This window comes from Paenibacillus sp. 1-18, from assembly GCF_000520755.1.
Taxonomy (GTDB): Bacteria; Bacillota; Bacilli; order Paenibacillales; family Paenibacillaceae; genus Paenibacillus; species Paenibacillus brasilensis.
The window spans coordinates 1-17,000 of record NZ_ASSB01000218.1 but is presented as its reverse complement, the minus strand read 5'-3'; the positions used below and the strand labels follow the sequence as shown (position 1 = coordinate 17,000).

At 47.7% G+C, this 17,000-nt stretch carries 13 protein-coding genes and 1 pseudogene; 13 read left to right on the top strand and 1 reads right to left on the bottom strand.

The features are described 5' to 3' along the window. Together L693_RS0113810 and L693_RS0113805 are read left to right on the top strand one after the other, a co-directional pair. A pseudogene (locus tag L693_RS0113810) lies at positions 1-901 on the top strand (rhamnogalacturonan acetylesterase); the annotation flags it as partial. Positions 902-1,035: 134 nt separating this feature from the next. Continuing rightward, positions 1,036-1,359 carry an MGMT family protein gene (locus L693_RS0113805; protein ID WP_025717762.1) on the top strand — a complete coding sequence of 108 codons (324 nt, stop codon included), beginning with the start codon at positions 1,036-1,038 and terminating at the stop codon, positions 1,357-1,359. A 139-nt stretch (positions 1,360-1,498) separates the two neighbouring features. On the opposite strand, the gene L693_RS0113800 is transcribed toward L693_RS0113805, so the two are convergent. Continuing rightward, the gene (locus L693_RS0113800) at positions 1,499-1,687 is read right to left on the bottom strand and encodes a hypothetical protein (protein WP_010346071.1); all 189 of its coding nucleotides are present in this window, start codon (positions 1,685-1,687) and stop codon (positions 1,499-1,501) included. Between the two features lie 319 nt (positions 1,688-2,006). Between L693_RS0113800 and L693_RS0113795 the strand changes: the two genes are divergently transcribed. The 11 genes from L693_RS0113795 to L693_RS0113745 all read left to right on the top strand — a co-directional run. Beyond that, positions 2,007-3,170: a TolC family protein gene (locus L693_RS0113795; RefSeq protein WP_025717761.1), complete on the top strand. Its 1,164-nt coding sequence runs from the start codon at positions 2,007-2,009 to the stop codon at positions 3,168-3,170. A 13-nt stretch (positions 3,171-3,183) separates the two neighbouring features. Beyond that, the gene (locus L693_RS0113790; RefSeq protein WP_025717760.1) at positions 3,184-4,641 is read left to right on the top strand and encodes an efflux RND transporter periplasmic adaptor subunit; all 1,458 of its coding nucleotides are present in this window, start codon (positions 3,184-3,186) and stop codon (positions 4,639-4,641) included. Between the two features lie 6 nt (positions 4,642-4,647). Further along, a complete protein-coding gene (locus L693_RS0113785; RefSeq protein ID WP_025717759.1) occupies positions 4,648-5,367 on the top strand; it encodes an ABC transporter ATP-binding protein in 720 nt (239 codons plus the stop codon). Beyond that, positions 5,364-6,575, top strand: coding sequence for an ABC transporter permease (locus L693_RS0113780; protein ID WP_025717758.1), 1,212 nt, complete (start codon positions 5,364-5,366; stop codon positions 6,573-6,575). Before L693_RS0113785 ends, L693_RS0113780 begins: the two co-directional genes overlap by 4 nt. A gap of 181 nt (positions 6,576-6,756) precedes the next feature. Next, positions 6,757-7,428 (top strand): helix-turn-helix transcriptional regulator, encoded by a 672-nt coding sequence (locus tag L693_RS0113775; RefSeq protein WP_049825155.1) that lies wholly within the window; start codon positions 6,757-6,759, stop codon positions 7,426-7,428. 13 nt (positions 7,429-7,441) lie between these two features. Beyond that, the gene (locus tag L693_RS0113770) at positions 7,442-8,248 is read left to right on the top strand and encodes a pyruvate, water dikinase regulatory protein (protein WP_025717756.1); all 807 of its coding nucleotides are present in this window, start codon (positions 7,442-7,444) and stop codon (positions 8,246-8,248) included. A 216-nt stretch (positions 8,249-8,464) separates the two neighbouring features. Further along, positions 8,465-9,442, top strand: a complete 978-nt coding sequence (gene glpX, locus L693_RS0113765) for a class II fructose-bisphosphatase (protein ID WP_025717755.1) — start codon at positions 8,465-8,467, stop codon at positions 9,440-9,442. A gap of 813 nt (positions 9,443-10,255) precedes the next feature. Continuing rightward, positions 10,256-11,080: a thioesterase II family protein gene (locus L693_RS0113760; RefSeq protein WP_025717754.1), complete on the top strand. Its 825-nt coding sequence runs from the start codon at positions 10,256-10,258 to the stop codon at positions 11,078-11,080. Positions 11,081-11,296: 216 nt separating this feature from the next. After that, positions 11,297-13,180, top strand: a complete 1,884-nt coding sequence (locus tag L693_RS0113755; protein ID WP_025717753.1) for an ABC transporter ATP-binding protein — start codon at positions 11,297-11,299, stop codon at positions 13,178-13,180. Then, positions 13,155-15,020: an ABC transporter ATP-binding protein gene (locus L693_RS0113750; protein ID WP_025717752.1), complete on the top strand. Its 1,866-nt coding sequence runs from the start codon at positions 13,155-13,157 to the stop codon at positions 15,018-15,020. Before L693_RS0113755 ends, L693_RS0113750 begins: the two co-directional genes overlap by 26 nt. A 51-nt stretch (positions 15,021-15,071) precedes the next feature. After that, positions 15,072-17,000: condensation domain-containing protein (locus tag L693_RS0113745; RefSeq protein ID WP_025717751.1), on the top strand; the 1,929-nt coding region annotated here is incomplete at its 3' end.

The window sequence follows — 17,000 nt, the reverse complement described above, 5'->3', positions numbered from 1 at the left end:
TTGAGTTACTTATTTTGGTTATTCAACAGGCGTGCTTTGATGTTGATCTTCCTCCCGGATTGTATGAGGTATCGGTTACGTTAGGGAATACTTCGCGTTCGAGTATAGCCGCTGAGGGTGTGTATCAGGTTATTAATATGACAGGAAACGGAGCCAAGGATCGCTTTCAAATTCCGGTGACAGACGGACAGCTCAACCTGCTGGTTACAGAAGGCAAAGAGGGTGCAGCTTTTACACTCAGTGCATTGGAAGTCAGGCAATTGTCTAGCAGCCCGGTCACCAATCGAACGATTTATATCGGCGGGGATTCTACCGTATGTAGCTACTATCCGCTAGATAGCAGCGTGCAGGCCGGGTGGGGGCAACTGCTGCCAGCGTTTGTGAACACGAAAACTTTTCAAATTCGCAACATGGCGTCAGGCGGCCAAATTGCTAGAGGCTTCCATCAGGATGGCCAGTTGGAGGCCATTGTGAGATATATTAAGCCGGGGGATTATTTTATTCTGCAGTTAGGCATTAATGATACCAATCCAAAGCATAATGAAAGCGAAGCGGAGTTTAAGGACTGGATGCGGGATATGATCCGTCAGGTTAAGGCCAAGGGGGCGACTGTAGTGCTATCGACACCGCAAGGCCGAGCCACTGATTTTAATGCGAATAATGTACACAACGCTGAAAACAGATGGTATAGAAGTGCTATTTTAGCGTTGGCTCAAGAGGAACAAACCCCTTTGGTCGATCTGAACGTTCTGAGCTCAGCTTTTTCACTTCTATTGGCAAAGAGGCTACACTCGCCCTCTATATGAATGGTGACACGCTTCATCCGAACTTTGCGGGTGCAAGGGAGCTGGCACGATTGGTAGCGCAGGATTTAAAAAGACAGGGTCTGAACGGATTCTGAGCTTACATTACAGCGATTGGAACAACGGTCCGTTTGCGAAAGCGTCCACACGAGCGTCAACGTACATCCTACTCGAAAAACAAGGAGGGTGATATAATCATAGGAAAGCAATAGTAATGCAGGAGGAATAGAACATGCAGCCTTTCACTGCCCGTGTGCTTCAAATTATATTGCTGATCCCTGAGGGAAAAGTAATGACTTATGGGCAAATTGCGGCAGAAGCCGGCAGTCCGAGAGGAGCCAGGCAGGTAGTCCGCATTTTGCATTCACTAAGCCAAAAACATCGGCTTCCCTGGCATAGAGTAGTCAACCGTTTGGGGGAGATTGCTTTGCAGGAGGACGGGGCCGCCTCGCTGCAGCGTCTGTATTTGGAGGAAGAAGGCATACATTTTAATGCAAACGGACGTATCCCGCTCGATCAATATTTATATGATCCGCAGGCGGAGATGAAAGAATAGGCGAGGTAAAGCAAAGATGGGATTATCACCAAAAGAGCCGGGACAAATCGTAGTTTGATTTGTCCTGGCTCTTTTTAATCTAGCACATCCTGCGGCGATGGGCATGCCCGTTCATTTATAGCTAAATTCGCCTGTCGGCTTATCCAATCAGGTGCTGCTGATTCCGCTGGGCAAGATGAAAAGAAATACTGTTCATCAGCGGTATATCGTTATTTTTCCGCGCTTCCCGGATCAATTGCATCTTTTGCTGTTCCGATTCACGTAAAAAACGGGTCATCCACAAATCAGACGGTTCGTTGGTAGTTGTCATGCGAGATTCTTTTATCATCTATTAACCCTCCTAGTGAGCGGCTGTTATTCTTTCTCTAGTATATGTCCCAAACCTTAATAGATGCTGTTGTTTTCCTTAAAATTAGCTGAAAATCAGGTAAAGTTCAGGTAAAAACAGTCTAATTCTGATATTTTCATGTGCACGGCGGGGCTTAGGTACGACTGGCGTGAAAGCAAAGGTTACAAAAATGTATTGTTTTTACACCTTGTACCTACATAAACCGGAAAGTACAATAGATTTCGATAGAGAGTGGAAATTTCTGTCGAAATCTATTGAAATGATGCGAATAACGCACAGAAAGGGGAGAAATTCATCTATGAAGCAAAAAGCGGCTGCCACGCTGCTTGTATTGTCCTTATCAGCAGGTCTGGTCTCGACTGTCCAAGCCGACAGTGCGCCCGGAAATACATCAGCAAGTACGTCAGGTGCTTCATCTTCTGAGGTGACATCCAAGACAACATCCGCAACGGGCCAGGCTTTGCCAACATTGACACTTAAGCAGGCAGTGGAATGGGCACAGACCAACAGCTACAACACGCGTACCACCGAGCGGGATGTGGAGCGTCGCAGAATCGAGTTTAAGAATGCGGAAAAGAGTCTGGGAAATTCATTCGTCGATTTTATAGACGATGAATTTGTTGATAATGACGTTTCCTGGAGAAATTATAATTCGTCGACGTTATCTTATCTAGCTAGTAAAAAACAAGCCCAGTACGCCAAAGATCAGATTTATTTTAACGTGATGAAAAGCTACCAGAGCGTGTTTGTAGCAGAGAATCAGGTGAAAAATGATCTGGAAGCGCTTGAAATTGCAAAAGCGGAAGAACAGATTGCACTCGCCAAGTTTGCTCGCGGGAAGCTGTCTGAGTATGCGAAAAACGAGAGCGTGCAGGCTAGAAGTCAGGCACAGCAGACCGTAGAGCAGAGCAAGATAGCGTTGCAAAAATCACGGGATGCACTGAATTTTCTCATGGGTCAGCCTAACGGAACAGTCTATGAGTTAGTGGATCGGCCTGTGTACAAGGAACCGAAGAAACTGGATATAGAAATACATATACAACAGCTGATGGATATGAATCCGAATTTATGGAAGCTGGAAGACAACATCAAGACTTCGGAACTCAATGTAAGATATTTTGACTTTAACAGCGGCGCCAGTGCTTATGATCTGGCCAAGTTGGATATCGATACAGCTAAAGACGAGCTGGACAAGGGACAAAAGGATTTTGCCGAATCGCTCCGCAATCTTTATGCCACGGTCAAGGAAAACCAAAAAAAATACGTACAACTGGAAGAAAGTCTGCGTACGGCCAAAGAGGGACTGGAGCTGGCACGCAAAAAGTGGGCCAGAGGCTTAATTATTGAGCTGGAGCTGAAAAATAGCCAGTTGAAGGTAGACCAAATTGAACGGCAAATGGAAGAACTGGCGATTGAGTTGAATCAGAATGAGTACACGTTGAACAAGCCATGGAGCACATAGGGAGGAAACGGCGTTGGCAGAAACGGTTTTAAACGATGCTTTAATCAAGTTACGGAGAAAACGGAGAAAGAAGTGGATCTGGACTGCAATTGTTCTGTTGGTTGTAGGCGGGGGCGGAACGGCTGTTTATCTGAATCTGCCCAAGGAGCAGGCCGCCCCAATGGTTCAGGACGAGACACTTAAAGTGGAGCGCGGGGATGTGAGCGAGAAGCTGGATACGTCCGGTACAGTGCAAGCGTCCAAGGAAGTAAAGCTGAACTTCACGAGCGCAGGTGAAAATAAGCTGGCAGCAGTACACGTAAAAGCCGGGGATAAGGTGAAAAAAGGACAGGTGTTAGCGCTTCTGGACAGCTCTGAAATTAAAATGCAGATCCAGAGTGCGTCTGATAGCTTGGAGATATCCAAATCCAAGTTGGCTGAATTGGAGAAAGGGCCAAAGGCGGAGGATATTGAAATACAGGAGACAAACGTACTTCGGGCCAAAATGGCTGTCGATACAGCCAAGGAATCATTTGAGCTGGAAGAAGCTGAAAGTCAGAAGAAAGCTTCCCAAAAGCAACTGGAGCAGGCACAGAAGGCATACGATGATCAAAAGTTTTTACATGATGCCGGGGCGGTGTCCAACAGTGAATTGGAGCAGGCAGAGCAAGCGCTAAATAAAGCACAGACAGACTATGATGGTCTGGATCTACAGTTCCGCAAAATCATGTCGCAAAAGCGTCGCGCCCTCTCAGAGGCTGAAATCGGCTACCGTTCGGCAAAGGCTGAGCTACGCAAAACTCAGGTTCCGGCTGATGCTTCCAATATTCAAGCCTCGCGGATAGAGGTTCGAAGACTGGCGACTGAGCTGGAGCAGAAAAAAAATGAACTTAACAAGCTTCAGGTCACGGCACCGTGGGACGGAGTGATCTTGAAGGTGAACGGGGATGTCGGAACCAGTCCGACGGCTCCATTTATTGTCATGAATAACTCGGATTCCAACGATCTTAAGGTGGTTGTGAAGGTTAGTCAAACCGACATTGTCAAGGTGAAAAAAGGCCTTTCGGCGGTGTTATCTACCAATGCATATCCGGGCGAATCGTTTCCGGGGAAGGTGCAGTTTGTCTCACCGGAAGCATCTACAGATGAAGGGATGACGACGTATCTGATGGAGCTGTCCGTTCATGACCCGAAAGGGAAGCTTAAAACAGGTATGATTATGAATGTGGCCGTTATTTTAGGAGTGCACAAAAATGTACTGTTCGTACCTGCAACTGCGCTGAGATCCGAAGGGGGGCAGGACGGCGTCTATCTTGCTGCGAATCCTGCAAATCCAGGGACGCGCACGTTCAAGCCCGTAGAGCTCGGATTTTACACGCCAGACCGGGTTGAATTGAAATCGGGTGTAAAGGAGGGTGACACGATTGTCATACCAGCTCCTGAAGCACCTCCAAACCCTTCCAACATGGGTGGCATGCAGGGAGGATTTTAATAGGCTATGAGATACGTTATTCAAATTGGAAATCTGAAAAAGGTGTATCAGGTCGGGGATCAGGAAATTCATGCCCTGCGTGATGTGCAGCTCGACATTGCTGACGGTGATTTTGTTGCCATCATGGGACCGTCTGGATCAGGAAAATCAACGATGATGAATGTCATCGGCTGTCTGGATTTGCCCACATCGGGGCAATTTTACTTGGACGGTTATTCGATATTGGATGCCCGTGAGGATGAACTGGCTATTATACGCAATCAGAAAATCGGATTTGTATTTCAGAAATTTCATTTACTCCCGCGCGCAACGGCTTTGGAGAACGTGGAGCTGCCTATGATCTATGCGGGTGTTCCTGCCAAGGAACGGCGTTTGCGGGCAATGGAGGCCCTCACTAGCGTGGGATTAGGCGATCGGATGAACAACAGGCCCAACGAATTGTCAGGCGGTCAGCAGCAACGGGTATCCATTGCGCGCGCGCTTGTGAACAATCCGGTTATTCTTTTGGCGGACGAACCGACAGGCGCATTGGACTCCAAAACCAGCGTTGAAATTATGGGGATTTTTCAGCGTCTGAACGATCAGGGGAAAACGATTGTACTGGTTACGCATGATCAGGAGGTGGCGGAATACGCCAAGCGTCTGATTCATTTTCGTGATGGGCGGATTGAAGAGGATGAGCCTGTTGGGAAACGAACAATGGCGGCGGAGGAAGTGAGAGCATGAAATTTCGGGAAATTATCCGGGTATCACTTAATAGCTTGCGAACCAATATGCTGCGTTCCTTGCTGACCATGTTGGGATTTATTATTGGAGTGCCTGCCGTAATTACGATTGTAGCTATCGGAAAAGGCTCTACCGCAACGATTACGTCGCAGATTAACAGTATGGGAAATAACCTGCTTATGATTTATCCTTATGCTCCGTATGATGGCTCCAGCTCTATGTCCTTTACTCAGACCAAAGGAATTTCACTTGAGGATATTGAAGCACTGGAACAGCAAAAATCGGTAGCAGAGGTAGCGCCAAGTGCCATGACCAATGCGGATATTACGTGGAGTCGCAATAAGGTCAGCGGGCAAATTGAGGGGACTTCGCTGGCATTCGTTCATGTGAGAAAGCTGTCGCTCGCTCAGGGCAGGTCGTTTACTCATTATGAAGTGGATAAACGGTTAAATGTTGTGGTGCTGGGGAGCGACGCGGCCCGAAATATTTTTGGACCGGATACATCCAAGGCAGTTGGTGAGACGATCATGATCAAGCAGCTCCCTTTTAAGGTGGTCGGGGTACTAACAAATTCCAACTCCAATATGAGCAATAGTTCGCAGCAGGTGTATATACCGATTACGACGGGGATGGAACGGCTGGGGAATATGAGCATTCAGCAGGTCAACGCTTCTGCGACAACAGAGGATAAGATTGACCAGGCGCGTAATGAAATCAGGCAGACGTTGCGTGTACGGCATGAGCTGAAGCCTTCCGAGGGGGATGATTTTCAGATTACGACCCAAACGGAGATTCTTGAAACGGTGTCAGGCGTAGATAAGGTGATGAATATGCTGCTGATCGGTGTGGCTGCGATTGCGCTTGGCGTCGGCGGTGTTGGCATTATGAACATTATGCTGGTGTCTGTCACGGAACGGACGAGAGAGATCGGGATCCGCAAGGCGATTGGTGCGCAGCGCAGCGATATCATGCTGCAGTTTCTGGCCGAGGCCGTTTTTCTCAGCCTAATGGGTGGATTGGTTGGCGTTATGGCGGGTCTTGGGGGTGCAAAACTGCTCGAAAAATTCGTCCAAATGCCGATTGTGTATTCGATGGAGCCGGTGCTGTACTCTTTTCTGTGCTGCATGGGAGTCGGTGTGTTGTTCGGAGTCTATCCGGCGCGGAAGGCGTCCAAGCTGCGTCCGATTGATGCTTTAAGATACGAATAAGGGAGCGGATACTCCACCTTACTCGCAAGAGTATGGTGAAAGTATCCGCTTTTTCGTGCGGAATAAACGTTTTAAACGATAAAAAATCATGAATAACTGCCTTATTTTTATATATGTGATGTTTTATATACTTTTAAAGGTTGATTTATAAATATATATGACGTATTATATTCAATATCAGATGACAAGAAAAAAAGGAGGGGCGTTCATCATCGATCTTACGGAAAGACAACTGGAAATTTTAAATATAGTACAAAAGCATGCCCCGATTACCGGTGATCAGATTGCGGAAATGCTTAATCTCAGCAAGGCGACCATTCGGACCGACCTTTCCAAGCTGGGCATTCTAAATTACATAGATGCGAAGCCCAAGGTTGGCTATTTTGTCGGAAAGCGGGGTACGCCGAACCGGGAGGAAAAATTCCGGCTCATGCAAATGAAGGTTGGCGATCTTCACGGGGTTCCGGTTATCGTACGAGAAACAACAACGATTCAGGAAGCTGTGGTGGCACTTTTTTTGGAAAATGTGAGCAATTTGATCGTCACCGATGAAGATGGGGATTTGGCGGGTGTAGCTTCCCGTAAGGATTTGCTCAAGGTTACGTTAGGCAATCCGAATGCGGCGACCATTCCTGTCAGTCTCGTAATGACCCGTCAGGCGAATGTCGTCACGGTTTCCCCGGAGGACACCGTTCTGGAGGCAGCCCGCAAAATTATTGCCCATCAAATCGACAGCTTACCTGTCGTCGTCCCTTCTGACTCCGACAAACCAGGGGAACACTGGAAAGTTGTGGGACGCATTACGAAAACGAATATTATTAAAATGTTGCTCGATATGGTAGCAGAAGATTAATGGGAGGAATCGAATGGTTCAGGCGAGCAGTCATTTTATAGCGATCTGTTCAGACTCGATTGGTGAGACGGCGGAAGCTGTAGTACAGGCGACCATGCGCCAATTTGAGCTACCGGACACAGAGATCAAAAGATTTATGAATGTAAGGGATGAAGACGAGTTGAGCCGGGTGATGGAGGAGGTCGCCGAGCGGAGAGGTTTTGTTGCTTATACGCTGGTTCAGCCAGAATTGAGAGAGGCGATGAAAGAGGAGGCTGTTCGGCTGAATGTACGGGCTGTGGATATTATGGGGCCGATGATGCAGGCATTTGCAGACACGTTTCATAATGATCCGAAGGAGAAACCCGGTCTGCTGCATCGGATGGACGACAACTATTTTCGCCGTGTGGAAGCCTTGGATTTTGCGGTTCAATACGATGATGGCAAAGATGTCAGCGCCATTCTCAAAGCAGATATTGTATTGCTCGGGGTATCCCGTATTTCCAAAACCCCTTTATCGATGTTTCTGGCACACAAAGGTTATAAGACAGTCAACATTCCGATTGTACCGGAGCTAACGCCACCCGCACAGTTGAAGGATGTACAGCACGGTCGGGTGTTCGGGCTGACGATCCAGCCGGAGCTGCTGCTAAAAATACGCAGTGAGCGACTAAAGGTTATGGGGCTTCCCAACAATGTGCAGTATGCCACATCGGCGCGGGTGGAGGACGAGATTGCTTATGCGCAGTCTTTGTTCAAGGAACTAAGTTGCCCGGTTATTGATGTCACGGATAAAGCGATTGAAGAAACAGCAGGTCTGATTATTAGAATGTTGCAGTAGCGTAGTAATTCTTATAGAGAAAATATGAGCTGCAGGATACCGGAGTGAATAGATAAATAGCAGTAAAAACTGCTCTAAAGAAAAGATCGGCCGTAGGATATAGGAGATTATATAAAAATAGATAAATAGACAAATAGATAAATGGCAACACGAAGCTACTTTAAAATAATGATTTACCATGGGATAACAATGATATAAGAGAGGTGGAGGGATAGTATGGAGAGTCAATTGGCATTGGAATTCGTTCGCGTAACAGAGGCGGCAGCACTGCAATCGGCGCAATGGACAGGACGTGGAGATAAGAATAGCGCAGACGAGGCAGCTACGGTAGCCATCCGCACCCATTTTAATGCGGTATCCATGGATGGTACGGTCGTCATTGGCGAAGGAGAAATGGATGAGGCTCCCATGCTGTACATCGGGGAAAGAGTAGGCAATCGCAGAGGACCGGCTATAGATATCGCTGTCGACCCGCTGGAGGGAACCGAAACAGTGGCAAATGGTTTGAACAATGCTCTCTCGGTCATTGCTGCTGCACCTCGTGGAGGTTTGCTCCACGCTCCAGATATGTACATGCAAAAAATGGCTGTTGGCCCGGGCTTGGCTGGAAAGCTGTCTCTGGATGATCCGATTCCGGCTACATTGTCAAAAGCCGCACGGATACTGGGCAAATCTTTACCCGATCTTACGGTCTCCATTCTGGACCGTACACGTCACGCTGGAATCATCAAGCTTCTGCGGGAAAGCGGCGTTCGAATCAAGCTGCTTGGTCACGGAGATGTGATGGGGGCGATTGAAACTTGCCTGGATAGTGGCGTAGATTTGCATATCGGCTCCGGCGGCGCTCCCGAGGGTGTATTGGCCGCGGCAGCACTGAAATGCATGGGCGGAGAAATACAGGGCCGTCTGCTGCCTCATGGCGAAGAAGAAATTGAGCGTTGCAAACGTATGGGGATTACGGATCCAGGGGCACTGCTATCCATGGCTGATATGGTTGGACGTCAAGGTGTGATGTTTGTGGCTACTGGCGTGACACCTGGCGAGTGGTTGCAGGGGGTTCGTTCACTCCCTGGCCACAGGGCGGAAACTCACTCGGTCGTGATGCACTCGGAAACAAAAACGATTCGCTTCGTGCGTAGTATTCACCATACTACTGATGCGTCCGGTACGCTCGCTGCGGCTGCATCCTCTTAAGTCTTCACAGCTAAATGCAAGACAAACTCATCATAGGCTTAAAAAACAGCAAGTCTCACACTACTTGGAGACTTGCTGTTTGGCGTTTCCGGTTTGTTTACCGATTGCAGAAAGTTTATAACAAAAGTTATAAATTTCCTGAAAATTGATACTTTTGAAGGAAGATAAAAACGTTTCTATTAAAGTTTGAAAAGAAAATTCATAGTTTTAGAAGAGAAAAATTCAATTTTAGATGAAATTTTTAGACGGAGAGCCAAAAAAAATTCATCCCAAAATGGTTCTATAGAACTATAAAATAGCATGATTTATTAAAAAATTAAAGAGTTATTAATTTGGATTGATGTGAGCTTGATGGAATTAATTCCCATAAAATAGGGTGTTAAAGGCTGTTGCGGAAAAAGGCGGAATTTGTCGGATGATATCAGGATGAATTTGTTACATTTATGTTAATGGCATGTAAAGGTAAAATTGTTGTAGCACAAGGCTTTGGAGCTTTATTGCAAATCATAATAATTTTGATTTTACAAAATCCATGAAAATCTGAAAGCTCGCTTTGAATCAAATTAACAGATCATGATTAGCAGGCAAATCATCCAAAAAGTGAAATTGTTATTTTTAAAGACTGAAAATAAATAGAATAATCTGGATTATATTTTATTTTTATGAATTCAATCAATTTAGCCCTTTTGTCCCATGCCAAGCGGTTTTAAAGTTTGTATATTTAAAAACAGCTAGAAAGTGTTGGAAGAAAAAATTAGCGATATAAGGATTTACTGTAAAATCCTGAACTGCATAGAGGATGGAGGAATTCATATGACAACTCGGTCACAATCTTGGTTTGCGAAAACCGTGGTCCATCCGGCTGAGAAGCTCCAACTATTTTGCTTCCCTTATGCCGGTGGTGGCGCTTCCATATTTGGTCCATGGAAGTCTAGACTTGCGCCCGACATTACGGTTTTACCAGTACAGCTCCCGGGACGTGAAAGCCGTTCAACAGAAGCCCCAATGGACACCATTCAGGACATTGTACACTCGTTGCTTCCTGCTATGGCTTCCTACGTACATAAGTCTTTTGCTTTTTTCGGACACAGTATGGGAGCACTGATTGCATTTGAAACAGCACGGCAGTTGTACAGCAAAACCGGAAGATTGCCTATCCACATCATCGCGTCCGGTAAATCCGCACCACATCTTCCGTATTCCAAAAAACAACTTCATGATTTAGCAGATGAGCCTTTCACCGAAGAGCTTCGTTTAATGCAGGGAACACCTGAAGAAGTCTTGCAAAATGCAGAGTTAATGCAAATTATTATGCCTCGCCTGCGTGCGGACTTTAAAGCATGTGAAACGTATGCTTATCAGCCTGGGAATCCGTTGGCTTGCCCGATGACCATCTTTGGCGGCATGAAGGATTACGAGGTGACCACCGATTCACTGCATGCCTGGCAGCAGCACACCACACTGCCCATAGATGTGCAAATATTCGAGGGCAATCACTTTTTCATTCATGAACAAGAGCAGGAAGTTATCAGCGCAGTCGTGAATATTTTGTCCGCACCCTCAGCCCTGAACCATGCTGCCGCAACTCATGCATCATACAGCACCAATACCCTACAACCACGATTCAGGCAGAGTTAAATGACCCACACATCACGATACACTACGTTATTAACATCTCGGCAACCATTCAATAATTAACCTACCACCAAGATGCAACTCCCAGCATAATTCAAGAACGATTTTATTCCATGCAAGCATTCATACATCCAGAGCCAGAGTTTATCTCACCATGTCCATTGCAACTTAAAAAAGTTCGCACTGCGAAAGTGTGAGCAACGAAAAAGAGGGATGTCCTTGTTTCGATCAAATTCTGCTTTTCGGAGACTCGCATGTTATGTAAGACCGTACAATCTATGGGTTTTCATAACAGTGCTCGCCTCCTTATGTTTGGCAGCCATTGACATTATTTTGGGTAAGGCCATCGAGCAAATGGCAGAGGGAACCTTTTCGTCCACCGAAAACATGATCTATCTGGTTGTTGGTATGACCCTCATTGGAATGCCCTGTAAGTTTGTGATGAGGTACGCTTCAGCGCGATTTAGCGTTAGCGCTCTACGTGACCTGAGAGGCGACCTCGTACATAAGTTTTGCGATTTACCGGTTTCCCGTGTAGAGAGGAAATTTACCGGAGATTTGGTATCCCGTCTTACGAACAATACAGCGCTGTTACAGAATTTTTTTATCGAGCAGTTTGCCAATCTGTTTTATTTACCACTTGTGTTTACGGCATCCTTAACGTTGCTTTTAATGACAAGCTGGAAGCTGGTTTTGGCCAGTCTTGCGCTTATGCCTGTAGGAATGATCATCACATCACTGATGAGCAGACCGATTGAAAAATATTCCGAGCAGCTTCAGGAGAAAATGGCCCATTTGAACGCGGTCGGACAGGATGCGATCGGAGGAATTCCTATCGTCAAGGCATTCAATATGCAGGCCGTGCTGTTGAAGAAGTATATGGTGATTATGGAGGAGGTCGTCAGACGCGGCCTGGGGCTGGAAAAGCGCTATGCGTCCATTACTCCGGTAGGTGTGATGATGCTGGCAACACCGATTATTTTGGTCATTGTGTACGGAGGATATCTGATTCAACAAGGAGAGCTGAATGCTGGAGGCATCGTCCTATTTTTATATCTGATTTCGTTCATATTGCAGCCTGTCTCCATGCTGCCGACGATCATCTCGCAGATGAAGGAAGCGGGGGGAGCGGCAAAGCATTTGTTTGAGGTACTGGATTGGCCGGATGAACGTCAAGGCGGTGAAATCACCTCAGTAGGTAAAGCTGGAGGGGATGAGGGCCTCCGTTCGGGAGTCGATGCAGATAGGGAAGCCAACCAAGCTAATCAAGCAAGTAAAAGCGACGATGACGCTGCTGTAGTCAGGTTTGAGCATTTGACCTTTGGCTACAACGAGGGGAACACGGTGCTCAAGGATATCAGCTTCCAGGTAGGACAAGGAGAAACGGTAGCGATTGTCGGTGCCAGCGGTGGCGGCAAAAGCACGATATTCAAACTGCTTTGCGGATTTAATGAACCGGGAGAGCATGCTGGAACTGTTCAATTATTTGGAAAAAATTTGACGGATTGGAATTTAACAAGCCTGCGCAGCCATATCTCGATGGTGTCTCAGGAGCCATCGCTTTTTCCGGCCACCATTGCAGAAAATATCGGATATGGACGTCTGAAGGCGACTCGGGAAGAAATTGTCGAGGCGGCGAAAGCGGCACATGCGCATGATTTTATTGTTCAGCTTCCCGAGGGCTATGAAACTCTTTTGAGCGAGCGGGGAGGCGGATTGTCCGGCGGGCAAAAGCAGCGTATTTCCATAGCAAGAGCATTGCTAAAAAATGCTCCGCTGCTTCTACTGGATGAGCCCACTTCAGCGCTCGATAGCCAGTCGGAGGCTCAGGTGCAGATTGCGATGAATGCGGTAATGCATAACCGGACGGTACTGGTCATTGCTCATCGACTGTCAACCGTGCGTCAGGCGAACCGGATTATCGTACTGGATCAGGGGAGCATTGTGGAATCGGGGACGCATGAGGAATTACTGGGCCGTGACGGCGAGTACCGAAAGCTGTATTTGCAAAATTTTGAAGAAGAACAGTATACGGTGGAAAACGGCCATTCGATGCCGGAGGAAAGGAGCGAGAAGCGTGACCTTCAAGCAGGGGTTTTATGAGTTTAAGCAGCTGATGTCCCTGATGAAGCCGCACCGGAAATGGTATTTTACCGGGCTGATTGGCAATAGCCTGACCAATGCGAGCATCACGATTTTACTTTCCTTTGTGGTGCATTATTTGCTGAATTTTGCGGTTGACGGGCAGGTGCAGGGACTTTACCAGGCGATTTATTTGGTCAGCGGTACATTTTTGGCATTAAGTCTTATTTCTCCGCTGTGCAGCTACATGTATAAGCGGTGTGTGAAGCTGGCGATTGCCAATGTACGGGTGAGGCTATTCGGGCATATCGTTAAGCTATCGTATGAAAAGGCCGAAAAACGCCATTCGGGTGATCTTGTATCCCGCATGACCAACGATGTACAGACGTTGGAGCAGGCTTACACAGTTCATATTCGCTCGATTATACTGGAGGTTTCGCTTTTCTTTGGCTCGTTAGTCATTATGATGGTGCTGGATTGGCGATTTGGGGTTATGGCCGTTTTACTTGGGCTGGCCTCGGCTTGGGTAAATGTTTATTTCGCGAAGAAGATGCGACAGACGAGTGATGAGTTACAGGGACGGATGAGCAGGTTCACAGAACGGTTGAGCGATTTGCTTTCTGGCTTGCAGACGGTGAAGCTGTTCGGATTGCGGACAAAGGTAGGCGGACTTTGTAACGATGCAAGTGAGGACATAAACCACATCAGCATCCGGCAGGGACGTCATATGGGCTTGCAGGATATGTGTAATTTCCTGATTGAATTCATTACGCTGGGCGGTGTGCTTGTCGCCGGACTGATTCTGGTTTCACAGAAGCAAATGGAGCTGGGAGTCCTCGGACAGATCGTGCAGCTGCAAAGCGGCATCTCCACAGTGTTTTTACAACTGGGGGCTGCTGTATCATTGCTGCAAAACTCCTTGGCGGGCTTGGCTCGTATCCGCGAAATTCTGGATGAGTCGCAGGAAAAGGAGTATTTTCCTGCGGCGAAGCCTAATGAATCGCGGTCTGCGCTTATCGCCCCGGAGTCGGTAGCTTTATCAGCCAGTGAACCTCAGGGGGTTCATAATGATGTCGAGACCGTGAGCCGAGGCCACGCCATTGAACAAGTTCCGGCTGCACTGGAGCTGCACGACATCACCTTCGGCTATCAGCCAGACCGTCCCACACTGCGCAGACTGAACTTGGTCGTGCGGGAAGGGCACGTAACCGCGCTTGTCGGCCCAAGTGGCGGTGGCAAAAGCACAGTCATGAAGCTGTTGCTGGGCTTTTACCCACCGGATGAGGGTGTGCTGCGGGTCCGTGGTCGTTCGGCAGGCGAACTTCGATTGGACGAGGTCAGGCATTTGATGGCCTATGTCCCACAGGAGGCTACGCTGTTCCACGGTACAGTAGCGGATAATATCCGCTTCGGCTCACCGGATGCCACGGACGAGGAAGTGGAGGCTGCGGCCAAAACGGCCTATGCCAGCGGCTTCATAGCCGAGCTGCCGGAAGGCTACGACACCATAGTCGGTGAACGCGGAGCCAACCTGTCCGGTGGTCAAAGGCAACGGCTCGCGATTGCCCGCGCTTTGCTCAAAAACGCACCGATTTTGCTGCTGGATGAAGCAACCTCGGCGCTGGATGCAGAATCGGAATACGAAGTCCAGCAGGGCTTAAATGAGCTGATGAAGGATCGTACAACATTAGTGATTGCCCATCGACTGTCTACGATTGAGCGGGCAGATACGATCTGTGTCCTTGCCGAGGGCGAGCTGAAAGAACAGGGTACTCATGACCAGCTCCTTGCCGAGGGCGGTCATTATGCGGAGCTGTATAAGCTTCAGTTTCGAAAGCATCCCGAGGAGCAAACCGCATAAATATGCGTAGTTTCTTTTTACCAATATCTATTTTGCGAGGAGAGAGAACGTATGACACAGCACGATGTTCAATTGTTTGCATTAAGCCAGCCACAGCAACGTATTTGGTATACAGAGCTTCTTTATCCTAATCGCAACACGTCCACGATTATTGCAACTGTTAAAATCAAGGGAACTGTTCGTATAGATGCATTGCAGCAGGCGATGAACCAGGTAATTGCGCAAAATGATTCTTTCCGTATTAAAATCACGGCCCAGGATGGTATTCCATATCAATATGTAGAGCCTTTTGCCGCTCAAAGCATAGAAACGATCCAAGTTACTCCAGAGGAAGCGAACCAATGGTTAAGCCTCCATAATCCACAGCCGTTTTCGTTGCTGGATTCACAGCTGTACCGGTTTGTTATTTTGCAGCTGGGGGCAGAGGAAACCTGGTTTAATTTTAAAATGCATCATATTATTTCAGATGGTGTATCCATGAATCAGGCCATTAATGAAATTACCGGACATTACATGGATATTGTACATGGTACAGGTCAAGATACGCCGACCAAAGCGAATCCATATCTGGATTTTATTCAGGTGGAGCAAAGCTACGAGCAATCTGACCGCTATGAAAAGGACAAGACATACTGGACGGAGAAGTTCGCCGATTTGCCGGAGACCACAGGTTTAAAATCATACAATCCGCTCACGCTAAGCACGGCTGCACGCCGCGAGAGCTTTATACTGGAGCATGAATTATATCGTGGTGTTACGGCTTTTTGCGAGGAGCATAAAATCAGTATTTTTACGTTCTTCCTGGCCGCCCTGTATATTTATTTGCATAAAGTGACGGGGGAACAGGATTTAACCGTTGGTACACTGTACGCTAACCGTACGTCGAAGAAGGAAAAGGATACGATTGGCATGTTCGTCAGCACCGTGGCTACACGCCTGCTGGTTGAGCCGGAATCCGAGCTTCTGACCTTCCTGCAAGGTGTGGGCAAGGAGCAGTCGTCCATTTTGCGTCATCAGCGTTATCCATACAACAAAATTATTCAGGATTTGCGTGAACAGCAAAACAGTCTGGATATTCAGCGCCTGTTTGGCGTTTCCATTCAGTACCGTACGCTGAGCTTCTCCCGCTTTGACGAAGCCATTCAGCAGGTGAATAATGATTTCTGCGGAGATACAGTGAACGACTTCGATATTCATATGGTAGAAATGCTGGATGACGATAGACTTGTCCTGTACCTGGATTATCGGACCGAGCTGTTCAGTCAGCAGGAAATTGCCCGAATCATCCGACAATTCTTGAGTGTGGCGGAGCATATGGTGAACGGTCCACAGAAGCGGATACAGGAGTTGTCACTGATTAGTGACGAAGAGCGAGCACAAATTGTGGATGTATTCAATGCTACAGCAGTGCCATATCCACACGATGCAGGGATTCATGAGCTATTCGAGCAGCAGGCAGAGCGTACGCCGGATCAGACTGCGGTTGTGTTTGGAAACAGTCGTCTAACCTATGGGCAGCTGAATGAACAGGCCACCCGGCTGGCTCACACGCTGCGTGGCTACGGTGTTACTGTTGAACGAACGGTAGGTATCGTCGCTGAGCGTTCCACAGTTATGATCGTCGGCATGCTGGCAATCCTCAAAGCGGGCGGTGCGTATGTACCGATCGACCCGGATTATCCGGCAGAGCGTGTACGCTACCTGCTGGAGGATTCAGGCGCGAAGCTACTACTGGTACAGCGTGCGGAGCAGCAGCCGGATGAATACAGCGGGATTGTGCTGGATCTGAGCGATGCTACTGTATACGGGGCAGAGGATGATCAAGGGCTAGATACCGTACAATCGGATCAAAACGAGCCTCATCGTGCGAATTATACCCATTATGCAGATCCGAAAAACGAGATTTTACAAGCGGGCAAATTCGGGGATCGACTCGCCTATTTGATGTACACTTCGGGAACTACTGGACAGCCCAAAGGG